This is a genomic window from Citrobacter sp. Cf132 (assembly GCF_030333885.1).
GTDB classification, from domain to species: Bacteria; Pseudomonadota; Gammaproteobacteria; order Enterobacterales; family Enterobacteriaceae; genus Citrobacter; species Citrobacter freundii.
This window is the reverse complement of record NZ_JAOWFA010000071.1, coordinates 283,139-299,825: the sequence shown is the minus strand read 5'-3', so window position 1 is coordinate 299,825 and position 16,687 is coordinate 283,139. Positions and strand designations below refer to the sequence as shown.

General features: G+C 51.0%; 17 protein-coding genes. 11 read left to right on the top strand and 6 right to left on the bottom strand.

Features of this window, described 5'->3' with window-relative positions:
- Positions 1-165: 165 nt before the first annotated feature.
- The 6 genes from OGV85_RS22035 to glmS are packed head-to-tail and all read right to left on the bottom strand — an operon-like array spanning position 166 to position 6,396.
- Positions 166-483, bottom strand: coding sequence for a DUF4387 domain-containing protein (locus OGV85_RS22035; protein ID WP_008320068.1), 318 nt, complete (start codon positions 481-483; stop codon positions 166-168).
- Positions 480-1,850 carry an acyclic terpene utilization AtuA family protein gene (locus OGV85_RS22030; protein ID WP_003022951.1) on the bottom strand — a complete coding sequence of 457 codons (1,371 nt, stop codon included), beginning with the start codon at positions 1,848-1,850 and terminating at the stop codon, positions 480-482. Before OGV85_RS22030 ends, OGV85_RS22035 begins: the two co-directional genes overlap by 4 nt.
- A gap of 3 nt (positions 1,851-1,853) precedes the next feature.
- Positions 1,854-3,095 carry a methylaspartate ammonia-lyase gene (locus OGV85_RS22025; RefSeq protein ID WP_003022953.1) on the bottom strand — a complete coding sequence of 414 codons (1,242 nt, stop codon included), beginning with the start codon at positions 3,093-3,095 and terminating at the stop codon, positions 1,854-1,856.
- A complete protein-coding gene (locus OGV85_RS22020; RefSeq protein ID WP_003022957.1) occupies positions 3,095-4,540 on the bottom strand; it encodes a methylaspartate mutase subunit E in 1,446 nt (481 codons plus the stop codon). Before OGV85_RS22020 ends, OGV85_RS22025 begins: the two co-directional genes overlap by 1 nt.
- A gap of 18 nt (positions 4,541-4,558) precedes the next feature.
- Positions 4,559-5,947, bottom strand: a complete 1,389-nt coding sequence (gene glmL, locus OGV85_RS22015; RefSeq protein WP_003835417.1) for a methylaspartate mutase accessory protein GlmL — start codon at positions 5,945-5,947, stop codon at positions 4,559-4,561.
- Positions 5,947-6,396, bottom strand: a complete 450-nt coding sequence (glmS, locus tag OGV85_RS22010; protein ID WP_003022963.1) for a methylaspartate mutase subunit S — start codon at positions 6,394-6,396, stop codon at positions 5,947-5,949. Before glmS ends, glmL begins: the two co-directional genes overlap by 1 nt.
- A gap of 1,217 nt (positions 6,397-7,613) precedes the next feature.
- Here glmS and cydA point away from each other — a divergent pair.
- The 11 genes from cydA to cpoB all read left to right on the top strand — a co-directional run bounded on the left by cydA (position 7,614) and on the right by cpoB (position 16,530).
- Positions 7,614-9,182: a cytochrome ubiquinol oxidase subunit I gene (cydA, locus tag OGV85_RS22005; protein WP_003022965.1), complete on the top strand. Its 1,569-nt coding sequence runs from the start codon at positions 7,614-7,616 to the stop codon at positions 9,180-9,182.
- A 15-nt stretch (positions 9,183-9,197) separates the two neighbouring features.
- The gene (gene cydB / locus OGV85_RS22000; protein WP_003022968.1) at positions 9,198-10,337 is read left to right on the top strand and encodes a cytochrome d ubiquinol oxidase subunit II; all 1,140 of its coding nucleotides are present in this window, start codon (positions 9,198-9,200) and stop codon (positions 10,335-10,337) included.
- A gap of 14 nt (positions 10,338-10,351) precedes the next feature.
- A complete protein-coding gene (gene cydX / locus OGV85_RS21995; RefSeq protein WP_003022970.1) occupies positions 10,352-10,465 on the top strand; it encodes a cytochrome bd-I oxidase subunit CydX in 114 nt (37 codons plus the stop codon).
- Entirely contained in the window at positions 10,465-10,758 is a 294-nt protein-coding gene (gene ybgE / locus OGV85_RS21990) for a cyd operon protein YbgE (protein WP_003022971.1), read from the top strand. The genes cydX and ybgE overlap by 1 nt, the downstream gene beginning before the upstream one ends.
- A 150-nt stretch (positions 10,759-10,908) precedes the next feature.
- Positions 10,909-11,313, top strand: coding sequence for a tol-pal system-associated acyl-CoA thioesterase (gene ybgC / locus OGV85_RS21985; RefSeq protein WP_003835413.1), 405 nt, complete (start codon positions 10,909-10,911; stop codon positions 11,311-11,313).
- Positions 11,310-12,002 (top strand): Tol-Pal system protein TolQ, encoded by a 693-nt coding sequence (gene tolQ / locus OGV85_RS21980; protein ID WP_003022976.1) that lies wholly within the window; start codon positions 11,310-11,312, stop codon positions 12,000-12,002. Before ybgC ends, tolQ begins: the two co-directional genes overlap by 4 nt.
- A 3-nt stretch (positions 12,003-12,005) precedes the next feature.
- Positions 12,006-12,434 (top strand): colicin uptake protein TolR, encoded by a 429-nt coding sequence (gene tolR / locus OGV85_RS21975; RefSeq protein WP_003022978.1) that lies wholly within the window; start codon positions 12,006-12,008, stop codon positions 12,432-12,434.
- A gap of 64 nt (positions 12,435-12,498) precedes the next feature.
- A complete protein-coding gene (tolA, locus tag OGV85_RS21970) occupies positions 12,499-13,755 on the top strand; it encodes a cell envelope integrity protein TolA (protein ID WP_003022980.1) in 1,257 nt (418 codons plus the stop codon).
- Positions 13,756-13,883: 128 nt separating this feature from the next.
- The gene (gene tolB / locus OGV85_RS21965) at positions 13,884-15,176 is read left to right on the top strand and encodes a Tol-Pal system beta propeller repeat protein TolB (RefSeq protein ID WP_003022981.1); all 1,293 of its coding nucleotides are present in this window, start codon (positions 13,884-13,886) and stop codon (positions 15,174-15,176) included.
- 34 nt (positions 15,177-15,210) lie between these two features.
- The gene (gene pal, locus OGV85_RS21960; protein ID WP_003022983.1) at positions 15,211-15,729 is read left to right on the top strand and encodes a peptidoglycan-associated lipoprotein Pal; all 519 of its coding nucleotides are present in this window, start codon (positions 15,211-15,213) and stop codon (positions 15,727-15,729) included.
- A 9-nt stretch (positions 15,730-15,738) separates the two neighbouring features.
- On the top strand, positions 15,739-16,530 hold the full coding sequence (gene cpoB, locus OGV85_RS21955) for a cell division protein CpoB (protein ID WP_003847309.1): 792 nt from the start codon (positions 15,739-15,741) through the stop codon (positions 16,528-16,530).
- Positions 16,531-16,687: the final 157 nt, after the last annotated feature.

Here is a 16,687-nt window from a genome sequence, read left to right as displayed (position 1 = left end):
TACTCCATCGGATAAAGGTTGGTAATTGGAATTGTGTAGGGTGGCGTGCGCCTGAGCCTGGACAGCAGCTCAGACGCACGCCTGTTGTGACCAACCGCATGAATAATTCGAAGCACTGTGATACAGCTGAATTCTGTGCCCCAATGGTTGTTATTGTGTTTTTTGTTACAAGTCGAACTCAATACTTAATAATGGTGCGTGTTGCTGTGCACCATAAACATCATTGTCACCGACGTTGCCGGAAATAATATCGCGCGGCATGACGATTTTTACGGCATTCGCCGGATCGAACCATACAATATTGTGAATAAAGTCAGGTTTAACGTTATATAAACCGGCAATAAGCTGCGGTGTTAATTGCTCTGAGCGTTTTACGCGCTGATAATCTTCCCGGGTTTTAAATAAAATATCTAAAACCAGTTCGTACGGTCCGGCGTTTTTCGAGCGAATAACTTGTGCCAGTGAACAAATTGAGTGTTTCATGCCTGAACTCCTTCTGGCGTCACCTGTTCAATGTGGAAATCAAAACGCAGCGCATCGCTCGCTTCAATCAGGTGATAGATCGAGAACTCATACACCGGTCCACTCTGAATATCAGATGGCGAGAACGGGAAGGCGAGGTTGCCCGCAGTCGCAATGCGATTTTCATAGCCGTAGTGCAGCAGGGTAGAGCGCACCAGCGAGCAAACGCTGTTGGCGATGTCCTGCGTCGGCGCAACGACATCCAGTAAAATTCCCAGTTCATGGCCCGCTGTTTTCATCGGCTCATGGTTGCCCATCACACCGTTCTTACCGTACAAGTGGAACGTCATGCGGATACTGTCGTCATTCAGGGAGAGGTTACGTGCAACGCTTGCCTGTACCTCTTCAAGAATCGTGTCAATCCCGGCAATCATAATCGGGTCGCGTGTTCCGGCGATGGTCAGGCAACGGAAGCCAACCTGGCGTGCACCTTCCAGTTTCAACGCATACGGTGTTTCTTCATGGCGTGAACCGCTGACATACACTTCACCCTCGTTAACCTGGGTGAAAGTGCATGCTTTCAGGTTCAGCACACCGCCTGGCCCTGGCAGGAAGTAAGGATCTGACTTCTCGTACAGGGTGTGCGCCGCAGCAGAAGTTTCAGTGAACTTACGCTTGGGATTGAACGCCTTCAGCGTAAAGCCGTTGTCGTCGATAATCCCCATCGCACAATCGGAGCCGGAGCCAGGGGTGGCGGCAATGGCAGCACACTCAAGGATCTTACCGCAATGAAGCGCCAGACCTTCATCAAAGCCCTGCATAATCGGCAGCGCGGCGAAGCAGGCCGGATCGTAGGCTCGTCCGCCCAGGACCACCTGTGCACCGGCTTTCAGCGCACGCTGGAAAGGCTCGACGCCCATCTGCGCGACAATGTAGGTGCTCTCTTCAATGGCCTCGTGAGTCAGTTCAGGTACAAAATCGAGCGCGGTGATTTTGCCGTTATCCAGTGCCTGATGAACGATTTCTTTGTCGACATCAGACGGAATTAGCGCCATTGAGAAAGACAGTTTTTCTTCCTGCGCGATCTCATGGATTATTTGGCGACACCACTCCAGATGCGGAGCTGCGCCAGAACCACCGGCTGTGCCGATCACTACCGGGATGTTGTTCTTAACGCCTGCCACAATCATATAGCGCAGATCGCGTTTCACACCGGCCCTGTCAGTAAAGGGTTTACCTGCCCCCAGGTAGTGGGGGCCAGGATCGGAGGAACCTGCGTCAACAGCAATAAGATCCGGTGACTCTTCCATGGCTTTACGAAAACTTTCTTCCGGGAAGCCATAACCCAGGATAGCCGTAGGCGATAAGATCTTAAATGTGCGTGCCATCTCTTAATCCTTAGTTTGCAACAGCGCGATGGTGCGGTTCATTTCGTTAAACACGATGTTGAGACCTTCATCGAAACCCATACCCGGTTTGATCAGCATGCGCATTGGACGCGCGGCCAGCGCGACGTGTACGCAGGTACGAGCACTGATTTCCGTTTCGTTACAGGTACCGCCCTGATAGGCTTCCATTCCGTGTTTGTTGCAATACAGCACTGCATCAACGATGTTGTGAATACCGCCCAGATCCGGGGTTTTAATCTGCACCATGTGGCAGCTGCCCGCGTCGGTGAAGTCCACGATGTCCTGATAGGTGTTACACCATTCATCCGCAACGATTTTCACGCCGGAACCCAGACGAGTCAGCTCCTGAGTGATCTCGGTTAACATGCGGATCTGATCCGGCTTGTTACCGGCATCAACCGGGCCTTCAATGTACAGCGGTAGACCTTGAGCTTCGGCTTCCAGGCTGGCGATGTATTCGGCGCAACGCACTGGATCCATATCGAAGATCAGACCAATGGTGCCGTAGACATCAATATGCAGTGTCGGGTGATAGCTTTCGTTGGTGCGCAGGCTCAGGATGCGGTTAGACAACCAGCGGACGTACTCACGCAGTTTTTCACCTTTAAAGCCCAGCTTCTCTTCAACGTTATTGATCAGGGCATGCGGCAGGACATCCACACCTTTGAGGATCATCTTGTCGACGGCGATATAACGGTCGTCGCCGCTCTGACCAAATAACGGAATGGCTTCCGGAACGCATGGCAGTTGCCATTCATCACAAACCACTTCGGCTTTCAGACGACCGGTAGCCAGTGCCGCCGCGTCGAGCAGTGCCTGAGACAGACCATAACGTACGGCGGTATGCAGTAGATGGCCGTCAATACGCAATTCATCAAAGAAACGGGCGTTGGTCAGGAACGAATCAACGTCACGACCTTCCAGCAACGGCTTGATGTGGTCGTTGAGGAACGGAATGAAGTTTTCAGCCAGGAACAGCGGGTCACGACCGCCTGCACCTGAATATTGCACCGCTGCGCAATCGCCCACAGCTACCGCGCCGTTTTCCAGAATCAGTTGTACGGAAACACATTCACCCGCCTGACGAACAGAGGTAAATCCAGGCGTGACCGGATCGCCGGTGTAGATAAACCCGTCATGACCGGCGCCATTTTTGATGGCCTGCTGATCGTCAAAATAAAATGAGGAGTAGCCAGCGGTGAAAAGGGCCTTTTTGATTTTCATTATGGTCTTCCTATTAATTTACTGTGGGATACGGCGTTGATGTCATCAATGACCATCTGGAAAGAAGGCTTGCGGCCTTCAAAATGTGCGCGCTCTGCGACATAGTCGTGGTGCAGGGCGAGAATATCTTTCGGCAGCGGCACGGCACCGGCTTCAAGAATACGGATTGCGCCTGTGTTATCGCGAACAGGCAGGATCTTACCGGCGTTACAGGCGGCAGGAGCGAAAGGTACATCCAGCACGCCAGCTTCAAAGGCCAGCACCGTACCGCGCGCAATGTCGCCATTGCCCAGTTCGAAGACTTTCTTCAACACCGCGCGGACTTCGCTCTTAATCAGGTCAACTTCCTGCTCCACAGCAGCGCACTGCGGGAATTTCTGGTCGCTGACCATGTTGAGCATCTGGCGTGACGCTTTCAGACCCTGGGCGTTAGCTGCCGCGGTTGGGATACCGAACGCTTCGTGCGGGCTTTTGGTGATCACTTTTGTGGCACCCGACATACCAGCAACCGCTGCACCCCAGGCGATAACAGAGAAGGCTTTCGCTTCATCTTCCGGGAATCCGCCCATCCACTGGTGGAAAACGGTGCTCAGTTCGTAATCGTCGAAACCATGGTTATGGAAGTATTCGTGGGACAGTTCACGCAGCGCCTGAATAGCGGCGATATCCTGCGTCAGGCTACCGACCTGGCCGTAGCCGACGGTAATGGATTTCACGCCTTGTTCCAGCGCCAGCAGACCTTCAATAATCGCCACCGAGTGGGACATAAACGGCGGGATCAGGGTACCGGTCAGCGGGCCAAACGGCTCACGGTTGATGCGAATGCCGTTCTCTTCGTACAGACCCATCAGACGGTCGCAGTACTGCCAGTCGCGAATGGATTTTTCCAGGGTGACGCGTTTGGCGTAAGGGATGTTGTAGGAGATACCGCCGCCTTCGTAGCTGGTGAAGCCACTGGCCATGGCGATTTCTGCCAGCAGGCGCGCATCCGGCGTACCGTGGCGAACCTGGATCGGTTTTTCCAGCGATTCAGTCATCCGGCGGCAGGCAGCAACCCCGTGATTGACGACTGGTAAACCATTCAGCTTGGAAGTACCTGCTTCGATGGATTTCTGGATCCCGACAGCGGCTTCTTCATAGCGGTTCAGACGGGTATAGGCATCGATAGTACTCGGCAGGAGGTCGCACTCTTCCTGCAATGTTTTGAGCAGCGCAATATGCTCATCCATTAATGCTACGCCTGCACGCGGCTGGCTCAGGGTTTTACCTTCCTGATCGGCTTTCAGCAGGGCAAGGGAGAAGCGTTTTTTATCTGGAATTGATTGCTGGTACTTCACGCCATCTTCGAAGTTCTCAACGTCTTTGCCGGTTTCCCAGGTTTGTAATACCTGATGCCTTTCGGTCATGAATTCGTCATGGGTCAATTTTTTATTTCGAAGTTCCATTCGTAGCTGCCTTAAGTTTTATAGGGTTAAACACTGAATGCTGGTGCGAGCAGCGGCTTGCGGGTACAGCCTGGCGACGTTTGCCAGAAGCGGGAGCAGGCCATTTGAATCGCGGTAATACTCAAACTGATTCGGTAACAGAATTCTTTTCCCCTGGTCGTCCAGCTCCCGGTATTTGAGCCAGTTATGGATATCGAACTGGCTGGCGCGAGAGAGCCATCCCCCTGAACCGACGACTTTGCGTACGGTGGTGAGATCGCGACCCATCTGTAAATCCACGTTACCCACGCAGGTGCAAACCTGCTTTTTAGTGCCCGCGTGGCGCTCAGCGGCATAGCCCACGCATAAACCTGCCAGCAGGGTGTCGTAATATTTCTCTTCCTCACTGAGTGGCAGGTAATCCGGTTGCCCTACCAGATGGCGCAGGTAGCGATAAAACGCTTCCTCGCGCTGTGGTTGTTGGGCGAAGATGACTTTCACCATATCCTGCGTGCTTTCTCCCACCACGACGGCGGAAACGCGCATGCCCAGGTCGCCTTCTACGGTACGTTTGACGAACGGTTCAGGAACACCATGCAGGACGGTATCGGGGGAGAGGGTATTCGCGCTGGCCGAATAGACATCCGTGGTGGCTCCGCCCATATCAATCAGCATGAATTCCTTCCATGCGCTGTCGTAATCGCTAATGGCTTTCACTAACTCATATACCGTCCATGGCGTCGGCATTGGCTCTTCGCCTGTTTCGCCAACAATGACGTCCAGACCTTTGCCTTTGACAATGCGTGACAAGAACACATCACAAATCGCCTGGCGTGCGGCAAACGGATTCGGGTGATCGAGGTCAGGCAGAATGTTGTCTACCGTGGTCAAATCCTTATGTCCCAGAATCGTTTGTATTTCGTCCTGAATGTCCCGGTTTCCGGCGTAGATAATGGCGCAATCAAGCTTTGAGCCTGCCAGCGCATGCGCATTCGCCAGGCCGTAACTTTCTTCGCCACCATCTGTACCGCCGGTAAACAGCAGAATATCTGGAGGGGATGACTCCAGCTCCTGGATGTCATGACGGTTCAGCTTGTACGAATAATATTGCGCGATTTTCGCTCCTGCCGAATGGGCGGTAACTTTTGCCGATTCCAGCGTAATGGAAGGCACCAGCCCCATTGCTGCAACGGCAAGCCCACCTTTCGCTGAGGAGGAGTATTTCAACTGCACTTCACCACTTTTCAGTAACGGGCGAGCATCGGCAACATTCAGCACCTGATTCAGGCTGGCAAAAAAACCGTCTGCCAGATGATGTGTGGTGGTTGGGGTCAGGACATGGTTTATCAGGGTTAAATCCTCGCCTTCATGGGCGAAGAGGGCTGCCTTGGTCCATGTCGAGCCGATATCGACAGAAACTGTTTGCATCAGATGGCCTCTTCCAGGCAACGCTGTTCGAGGCCATTGTGTTGGTGAATATCATTAGTGATAAGCGCGCAAACATCTTCCAGATCGTGACTGGGGGCGAAGACCCGGTTAAAGCCCATCTCTTTAAACTTCACTTCCACATCGGCGAAGTCATGTTTACCGACGACCAGGTTGCCGCCCACGTACAGCAGAATGTCGCCAAGGCCGCGTTCGATGCAGCGCTCACGTAATCCGAGGCAATCAATGTCGCCATGACCGTAGATAGAGGACACCACGATGGCATCGGCGCCTGTTTCAATCGCAGCATCAATATATTCATCCTGGCTCACCATCACCCCGAGGTTGATTACGTGAAAATCATGAGCGGTAAAAACGCGATCCAGAACTTTATTACCTACTGCATGGCAGTCAGCACCGATGACGCCAATAACAAGTGTAGATTTCTTCATGGGTAATCCTCTGTAGGGCTGATGGTCAATAAGTGAAATTATTTTCTAATATTTAGAACATGGATTGTGACAACCTCTTAATAGGGTTGGAGTTTCTGTGGAAGCGAAAAAGGAAGCAATTGATCTATTTTCAAAATATCCTGAGAAAAATGATTGTTATATTTGGTTGCTATAAAAGCCCTTTATAATCAGATGGATATATCATATTTTCTTGGCCGGTTTTAATTTATTAGAAAATTGGGTAATAAATTACTTGCCATGTTTGTGATCGAAATCTTATTTTGTTATGCGCGCCATTTATGTCGTGTTTTTAATAATTTCAAAAATCAGAATTACTAATTAACTTGTGAACGACGTAACGGTTTTTTATTTTTTAATCTTATATGTCACAATTCATTTTTGTTAATTTTAGGATAAAAATGATAATGAAATGTTTGTGGCATATTTAATCTTTGCCACATAAGTGCAGAGTGGGCGTTAAAGATAACTTTCAGTGATGATTTAAGCGAAAAGCCAGCGTTCTCTCGCAGAACACCAAACGCAATGCATCGGTCAATGTGGAACGTTTTCTCTTCCAGCTGAGATAGTTACATCTTGGTGTTAATTATAAGTAAAATTTAAATGAATAATTTGTATGAAATAACAAGTCCATGACTTGCTAAACAAAAAACTGTGAGCTACCTAGCATTAGTGATTCTTTATCTGCTATCAATTTTGTCAGCCTGGCTGGTTAAAAGATCGTGTACATTTAAATAAATATCCTATCATTTGTAGTAACGGCAATTACTCATTGAAAAACATGTTGTTAACATCGCGTTCACTAGTCATGCGAGTGTTAAACACTATTAACATTAAATTTGAAAATTGATTTAAATCAATGTTTAAAACTTGGAAAACAGCACTAAAAGAGGTTAAATTGCTACAGATCAAATTGGTCTGAAAGTGGTAAATTAGCTATAAATTGATCACTATCGAAAAATGCAAATTTGTCTCGATAAAAACCTGTTTATTGTAAGGATTTTACGGCGTAATATAATTGCGGGATCAATTTGAGTGTTTTATTAACATGTTTGTAACCTTTCTCCATTGTCCTTTCTTCACAAGAGAAGAAAGAGTAGCGGCGTAAGGAAGCAGATAAATTTGTATTGGGGCATGCGTGTGACCCTTTCTAACGGGGTTCACTCTCGGAGTCTTCATGCGATGAGCAAGGAGTCATGATGTTAGATATAGTCGAACTGTCGCGCTTACAGTTTGCCTTGACCGCGATGTACCACTTCCTGTTTGTGCCACTGACGCTCGGTATGGCGTTCTTGCTGGCCATTATGGAAACGGTCTACGTCCTTTCCGGCAAACAGATTTATAAAGATATGACCAAGTTCTGGGGCAAGTTGTTTGGTATCAACTTCGCTCTGGGTGTGGCTACCGGTCTGACCATGGAGTTCCAGTTCGGGACTAACTGGTCTTACTACTCCCACTATGTAGGGGATATTTTCGGTGCGCCACTGGCGATCGAAGGTTTGATGGCCTTCTTCCTCGAATCCACCTTTGTAGGTCTGTTCTTCTTCGGCTGGGACCGTTTGGGTAAAGTCCAGCATATGTGTGTCACCTGGCTGGTGGCCCTGGGTTCTAACCTGTCCGCGCTGTGGATTCTGGTTGCGAACGGCTGGATGCAGAACCCAATCGCAGCGGATTTCAACTTCGAAACCATGCGTATGGAGATGCTGAGCTTCTCTGAACTGGTGCTCAACCCGGTAGCACAGGTGAAATTTGTTCACACTGTGGCATCTGGTTATGTATGCGGCGCGATGTTCGTTCTGGGTATCAGCTCCTACTATATGCTGCGCGGTCGTGACTTCGCGTTTGCTAAACGTTCTTTTGCCATCGCGGCCAGCTTTGGTATGGCTGCCATTCTGTCTGTTATCGTTCTGGGTGATGAATCTGGTTACGAAATGGGCGACGTGCAGAAAACCAAACTCGCAGCGATTGAAGCAGAATGGGAAACTCAGCCTGCACCGGCTTCCTTTACGCTGTTCGGTATTCCGGACCAGGATGCGCAGGAAAACCATTTTGCGATTCAAATTCCTTATGCGCTGGGCATCATCGCCACCCGCTCTGTTGATACACCGGTCATTGGTCTGAAAGACCTGATGGTGCAGCACGAAGAGCGTATCCGTAACGGGATGAAAGCGTATCAGTTGCTGGAAGAACTGCGTGCTGGTACTACCGACCAGGCCGTTCGCGACCAGTTCAACAGCATGAAGAAAGACCTGGGTTATGGTCTGCTGCTGAAACGCTATACGGATAACGTCACCGACGCGACCGAAGCGCAAATTCAGCAGGCAACGAAAGATTCTATCCCTCGCGTTGCGCCGCTGTACTTCGCTTTCCGTATCATGGTGGCATGCGGCATTCTGATGCTGGCAATTATCGCGGTGTCCTTCTGGACAGTGCTTCGTAACCGTATCGGTGAGAAAAAATGGCTGCTGCGCACTGCGCTGTACGCGATTCCTCTGCCGTGGATTGCTATTGAATCCGGTTGGTTTGTCGCAGAGTACGGTCGTCAACCGTGGGCGATTGGTGAAGTGTTACCAACAGCCGTAGCGAACTCTTCGCTGACTGCTGGCGACCTCATCTTCTCGATGCTGTTGATTTGCGGCCTGTATACCCTGTTCCTGGTGGCTGAACTGTATCTGATGTTCAAGTTCGCACGCCTTGGGCCGAGTAGCCTGAAAACCGGTCGTTATCACTACGAGCAGTCCACTGTGACTTCTCAGCCGGCACGCTAAGACAGGAGTCGTCAAATGATCGATTATGAAGTATTGCGTTTTATCTGGTGGCTGCTGGTTGGCATTCTGCTGATTGGTTTCGCGGTCACTGATGGCTTCGACATGGGGGTGGGCATGCTCACCCGTTTCCTCGGTCGTAATGATACCGAGCGTCGAATTATGATTAACTCCATCGCCCCGCACTGGGACGGTAACCAGGTTTGGCTCATCACCGCGGGTGGCGCACTGTTCGCTGCCTGGCCGATGGTGTATGCCGCTGCATTCTCCGGTTTCTATGTGGCGATGATCCTGGTACTGGCGTCTTTGTTCTTCCGTCCGGTCGGTTTTGATTACCGCTCCAAGATTGAAGACATGCGCTGGCGCAACATGTGGGACTGGGGCATCTTCATTGGTAGCTTCGTGCCACCGCTGGTGATTGGCGTGGCGTTCGGCAACCTGCTGCAAGGGGTTCCGTTCCACGTAGATGACTACATGCGTTTGTACTACACCGGTAACTTCTTCCAGTTGCTGAATCCGTTTGGTCTGCTGGCTGGTGTCGTGAGCGTTGGGATGATCATCACCCAGGGTGCGACCTATCTGCAGATGCGTACGGTAGGTGAACTGCATCTGCGTGCTCGTGCAACTTCACAGGTTGCGGCGCTGGTGACTCTGGTCTGCTTCGCGCTGGCCGGTGTATGGGTGATTTACGGTATTGACGGTTATGTTGTGACCTCAGCCCTGGATCATCATGCCGCCTCCAACCCGCTGACCAAAGAAGTGGCTCGCGTGGCTGGCGCATGGATGGTGAACTTTAACAATGCACCTATCCTGTGGCTGGTTCCTGCACTGGGCGTGGTTCTGCCGCTGTTGACCATTCTGACTTCTCGTATGGAGAAAGGGGCCTGGGCATTCGTCTTCTCTTCACTGACGTTAGCCTGCATCATCTTGACTGCCGGTATCGCAATGTTCCCGTTTGTGATGCCATCCAGCACCATGATGAACGCAAGTTTGACCATGTGGGATGCAACGTCCAGCCAGCTGACGCTGAATCTGATGACGTATGTAGCTTGTGTGTTCGTACCGATCATTCTGCTGTACACCGGCTGGTGTTACTGGAAGATGTTTGGTCGCATCACTAAAGAAGATATTGAAAGCAACACCCACTCTCTGTACTAAGTAAGGAGCTTAAAATGTGGTATTTCGCATGGATTTTGGGAACGCTTCTTGCCTGTGCATTTGGGATAATCACAGCGCTGGCGCTTGAGCACGTTGAATCAGGCAAAGCCGGACAAGAAGATAGCTAATGACCAACATTATCGCGATGTTATACAACGCGATGGACAAGCGCCCCTTGCGGGCGCTTTCATTTGTGCTGGCAATCGTATTGGCCGGCTGCATATTCTGGGATCCGTCACGTTTCGCGGCCAAAACCAGTGAGCTTGAAATCTGGCATGGTTTTCTGCTGATGTGGGCGGTCTGCGCAGGCATCATTCACGGCGTTGGCTTTCGTCCTCGTGCCGTACACTGGCAGGGTATCTTCTGCCCGCTGATCGCGGATATCGTCCTCGTTGTTGGTCTGTTTTTCTTCTTCTTTTGAATAAGAAACATCCTTAAATATTTATGGGCTTGCATAAGCCCATAATTTTTTACTCTCCGTTTACTTTCCCCCATTCCAAAGCACCATTCCCGCGCGTATAGTAGCGAAGTTTGAAAGCACTAACCTTTTGTTGCATTACCGGGATGTAAAGTGAATACAACGCTGTTTCGATGGCCGGTTCGTGTCTACTATGAAGATACCGATGCCGGTGGGGTGGTTTACCACGCCAGCTACGTCGCTTTTTATGAAAGAGCGCGCACAGAGATGCTGCGTCATCATCACTTTAGTCAGCAGGTCCTGTTGGCTGAACGTGTAGCCTTTGTGGTGCGCAAGATGACCCTCGAGTATTTTGCGCCTGCCCGGCTCGACGATATGCTCGAAGTTCAAACCGAAATTACGTCAATGCGTGGCACCTCTTTGGTTTTCACGCAACGCATTGTCAACGCAGAGAACACCGTGCTGAATGAAGCCGAAGTTCTGATTGTTTGCGTTGATCCACTCAAAATGAAGCCTCGTGCGCTTCCCAAGTCTATTGTCGCGGAGTTTAAGCAGTGACTGACATGAATATCCTTGATTTGTTCCTGAAGGCAAGCCTTCTGGTTAAACTTATCATGTTGATTTTGATTGGTTTCTCAATCGCATCCTGGGCCATTATTATCCAGCGGACCCGTATTCTTAATGCTGCTTCACGTGAAGCCGAAGCATTTGAAGACAAGTTCTGGTCTGGCATTGAATTGTCGCGCCTGTACCAGGAAAGCCAGGGGCGTCGTGATAATTTGGCTGGCTCAGAACAAATTTTCTACAGCGGGTTCAAAGAATTTGCCCGTTTGCATCGGGCAAATAGCCACGCGCCGGAAGCGGTCGTTGAGGGGGCTTCCCGTGCGATGCGTATCTCGATGAACCGTGAGCTGGAAACGCTGGAAACGCATATTCCATTCCTCGGAACCGTTGGCTCCATCAGCCCGTATATCGGTCTGTTCGGTACCGTTTGGGGGATCATGCACGCATTTATCGCGCTGGGCGCGGTAAAACAGGCGACACTGCAAATGGTTGCACCGGGTATCGCGGAAGCGTTGATTGCAACGGCTATCGGTCTGTTTGCGGCAATCCCGGCGGTTATGGCCTACAACCGTCTGAACCAGCGCGTGAACAAACTGGAACTGAATTACGACAACTTTATGGAAGAGTTCACCGCGATTCTGCACCGCCAGGCGTTTACCGTTAGCGAGAGCAACAAGGGGTAAGCCATGGCCAGAACGCGTGGACGAGGTCGTCGCGAACTCAAGTCCGAAATCAATATTGTACCGCTGCTCGACGTACTGCTGGTGCTGTTGCTGATCTTTATGGCAACCGCACCGATCATTACGCAGAGTGTGGAAGTCGACCTGCCGGATGCGACCGAATCGCAAGCCGTCAGCAGTAACGACGAACCCCCGGTCATTATTGAAGTTTCCGGTATTGGGCAATACAGCGTGGTGGTTGAGAAAGATCGTATGGATCAACTGCCGCCGGAGCAGGTTATCGCGGAAGCGAAAAGTCGCCTGCAGACCAATCCGAAAACGGTCTTTTTAATCGGTGGTGCGAAAGACGTGCCTTATGATGAAATAATTAAAGCGCTGAACTTGTTACACAGTGCAGGCGTAAAATCGGTTGGCTTGATGACGCAGCCAATCTGATGACGGCGTTTTGCTGGCTTGAAAGATAGCACGTAACAGGCGAACAGTTTTTTGGGAACCGAGAGTGTCAAAGGCAACCGAACAAAACGACAAGCTCAAAAGGGCGATAATTATTTCAGCGGTGCTGCATGTCATTTTATTTGCAGCGCTGATCTGGAGTTCGTTCGATGAGCACATTGATGCTTCAGCCGGCGGCGGTGGCGGTTCGTCCATCGACGCCGTTATGGTCGATCCTGGAGCCGTTGTGCAACAGTACGACAGGCAGCAGCAACAGCAGGCAAGCGCGAAACGTGCTGAAGAGCAGCGTGAAAAGCAGGCGCAGCAGCAAGCTGAAGAACTTCGCGAGAAACAGGCAGCTGAGCAAGAGCGACTGAAGCAGCTGGAAAAAGAACGCTTAGCCGCGCAGGAAAAAGTGCGCGAACAGGCGGAACAGCAGAAGCAAGCTGAAGCCGCCGCCGCGAAAGCGCAAGAGCAACAGAAACAGGCTGAAGAAGCTGCGGCGAAGGCTGCTGCAGACGCGAAGGCTAAAGCTGATGCACAGGCGAAACAAGCGGCAGATGCCGCGAAGAAAGCCGCTGCGGACGCACAGAAAAAAGCTGAGGCGGAAGCTGCTAAAGCCGCTGCTGATGCGAAGAAAGTTGCCGAAGCACAAGCTGCTAAAGCTGCCGCGGACGCTGCGAAGAAAGCACAGGCTGAAGCCGCTAAGCAAGCAGCAGCCGAGAAAGCTGCCGCTGAGAAAGCAGAAAAAGCCGCCGCCGCGAAAGCGGCCGCTGCTGAAAAAGCGGCGGCTGATAAGAAAGCCGCAGCGGAAAAAGCAGCAGCAGACAAAAAAGCTGCAGCCGAGAAAGCCGCTGCCGATAAGAAAGCTGCGGCAGATAAAGCAGCTGCTGCTAAAAAGGCTGCGGCCGAAAAAGCCGCTGCAGCCTCTGGCGTTGACGACTTGTTGGGTGACCTGAGCTCCGGTAAGAATGCACCGAAATCGGGCGGTGGAGCGAAAGGAAACGGCCAACCGGCGAAAGATAGTGGTACAAGTGGTGCCAATGGCGGTGCATCTGGTGCTGATATCAGTGCTTACGCATCTCAAATTCGTAATGCGATCCAGAGCCGTCTGTATGGTGCAGATTTGTATGCAGGTAAATCTTGCGTATTACATATCAAGTTAGCACCCGATGGTCTGTTACTGGATGTGACCGAAGAGGGTGGGGATCCAGCATTGTGTCAGGCTGCGCTGACGGCTGCGAAAACTGCCAGAATTCCTAAACCGCCTAGCCAGGCAGTTTATGAAAAAGTAAAAGATGCCAAACTGGACTTCAAACTGTAATAACGACCCCTGAGAAATCAGGGGAAACGGTCTAAGGTTGATACTGAGTTGTGGTAGTTTTGTGTATTTGAGTTTGTTAACATTCTGCTAAATTATCGTGGGCTTTCCGTCCAGATAAGGGAGATATGATGAAGCAGGCATTACGAGTAGCATTTGGTTTTCTGATGCTGTGGGCAGCGGTGCTGCACGCAGAAGTACGTATCGAGATCACCCAGGGGGTGGACTCGGCGCGCCCGATTGGTGTTGTCCCCTTCCAGTGGGCAGGACCGGGTGCTGCACCTGAAGATATCGGTGGTATCGTAGGTGCTGACCTGCGTAACAGCGGTAAATTTAACCCGTTAGACCGTTCTCGTCTGCCTCAGCAGCCTGGTACCGCGCAGGAAGTTCAACCTGCCGCTTGGTCTGCGCTGGGCATTGATGCCGTAGTCGTCGGCCAGGTTACGCCGAACCCGGATGGTTCTTACAGCGTTGCCTATCAGCTGGTTGACACCGGTGGCGCACCGGGTACCGTACTGGCACAGAACACTTATAAAGTGAACAAGCAGTGGCTGCGTTACGCGGGGCATACTGCAAGTGACGAAGTGTTTGAAAAACTGACCGGCATTAAAGGTGCATTCCGTACCCGTATCGCTTATGTTGTTCAGACCAACGGTGGTCAGTTCCCGTACGAATTACGTGTGTCCGACTACGATGGTTACAACCAGTTCGTGGTACACCGTTCTCCGCAGCCGCTGATGTCTCCGGCGTGGTCTCCGGACGGATCAAAACTGGCGTACGTAACCTTCGAGAGTGGTCGTTCTGCACTGGTTATTCAGACGTTGTCTAATGGCGCGGTTCGTCAGGTAGCGTCGTTCCCACGTCACAACGGTGCGCCTGCGTTTTCTCCGGATGGCAGCAAACTGGCGTTTGCCCTGTCTAAAACCGGTAGCCTGAACCTGTATGTCATGGACATTGGTTCCGGTCAGATCCGTCAGGTGACGGATGGTCGTAGCAACAATACGGAACCGACCTGGTTCCCGGACAGCCAAAATCTGGCCTTTACATCTGACCAGGCCGGTCGTCCGCAGGTATATAAAGTTAACGTCAACGGCGGTGCTCCGCAGCGTATTACCTGGGAAGGTTCGCAAAACCAGGATGCGGATGTGAGCAGCGACGGTAAATTTATGGTAATGGTAAGTTCGGCCAACGGTCAGCAGCACATTGCCAAACAAGATCTGGTAGCGGGTGGCGTACAAGTTCTGTCGTCAACGTTCCTGGACGAAACGCCAAGTCTGGCACCTAACGGCACTATGGTAATCTACAGCTCTTCTCAGGGGATGGGATCCGTGCTGAATTTGGTTTCTACAGATGGGCGTTTCAAAGCGCGTCTTCCGGCAACTGATGGACAGGTTAAATTCCCTGCCTGGTCGCCGTATCTGTGATAATAAATAATTGATTAATAAAGGAATCATTGAAATGCAACTGAACAAAGTGCTGAAAGGGCTGATGATTGCTCTGCCTGTTATGGCTATTGCAGCGTGTTCTTCTAACAAGAACGCCAGCAATGACGGCAGCGAAGGCATGCTGGGTGCCGGCACTGGTATGGATGCAAACGGCAGCGGCAACATGTCTTCTGAAGAGCAAGCGCGTCTTCAGATGCAACAGCTGCAGCAGAACAACATCGTTTACTTCGATCTGGACAAGTACGATATCCGTTCTGATTTCGCTGCAATGCTGGATGCTCACGCTAACTTCCTGCGTAGCAACCCGTCTTACAAAGTCACCGTAGAAGGTCATGCGGACGAACGTGGTACTCCTGAGTACAACATCTCCCTGGGTGAGCGTCGTGCGAACGCCGTTAAGATGTACCTGCAGGGTAAAGGCGTTTCTGCTGACCAGATCTCCATCGTTTCTTACGGTAAAGAAAAACCTGCAGTACTGGGTCATGACGAAGCGGCTTACGCCAAAAACCGTCGCGCCGTACTGGTTTACTAAGAGAATTGCATGAGCAGTAACTTCAGACATCATCTGTTGAGTCTGTCGTTACTGGTTGGCATAGCGGCCCCTTGGGCCGCTTTTGCTCAGGCGCCAATCAGTAGTGTCGGCTCAGGCTCGGTCGAAGACCGTGTCACTCAACTCGAGCGTATTTCTAACGCTCACAGTCAGCTTTTAACCCAACTCCAGCAACAACTCTCCGATAATCAGTCCGATATTGATTCCCTGCGTGGTCAAATTCAGGAAAATCAGTATCAGTTGAACCAGGTTGTTGAACGCCAGAAGCAAATATTGTTGCAGATTAATAATCTTGGCAGCGGTAGTGCGCCTGCGGCGCAGTCTGCAGGTAGCGATCAGAGTGGGGCAGCAGCAACTCCTACGCCTGATGCGGGCGCAGCGGCAGCGTCAGGAGCTCCGGCGCAGACTGGCGATGCGAATACTGATTACAATGCGGCCATTGCTCTGGTGCAGGATAAATCCCGCCAGGATGATGCGATTGAAGCATTTCAGAACTTCATCAAAAAGTACCCAGACTCGACTTACCTGCCAAATGCGAATTACTGGCTGGGTCAGTTGAATTACAACAAGGGGAAAAAAGATGATGCAGCGTTCTATTTTGCTTCAGTAGTTAAAAACTTCCCGAAATCACCAAAGGCTGCAGACGCGATGTATAAAGTCGGCGTCATCATGCAGGACAAAGGTGACACAGCAAAAGCTAAAGCCGTTTATCAGCAGGTTATCACTAAATACCCTGGCACTGATGGCGCGAAACAAGCGCAAAAACGCCTTGGCGCGATGTAATGAACACCATGCGACCAGAAATCGTGTTAATTCTGGTCGCGTCGTGTGATTCCTAAGCAGTTGAGTTATTTACATCGAAATTTTTGTTGCGCTAAAATCTGAAATCAGTAATATATGCCGCCGTTGCCAAGGGATATCAAACAGCCCGAAAGCGGCA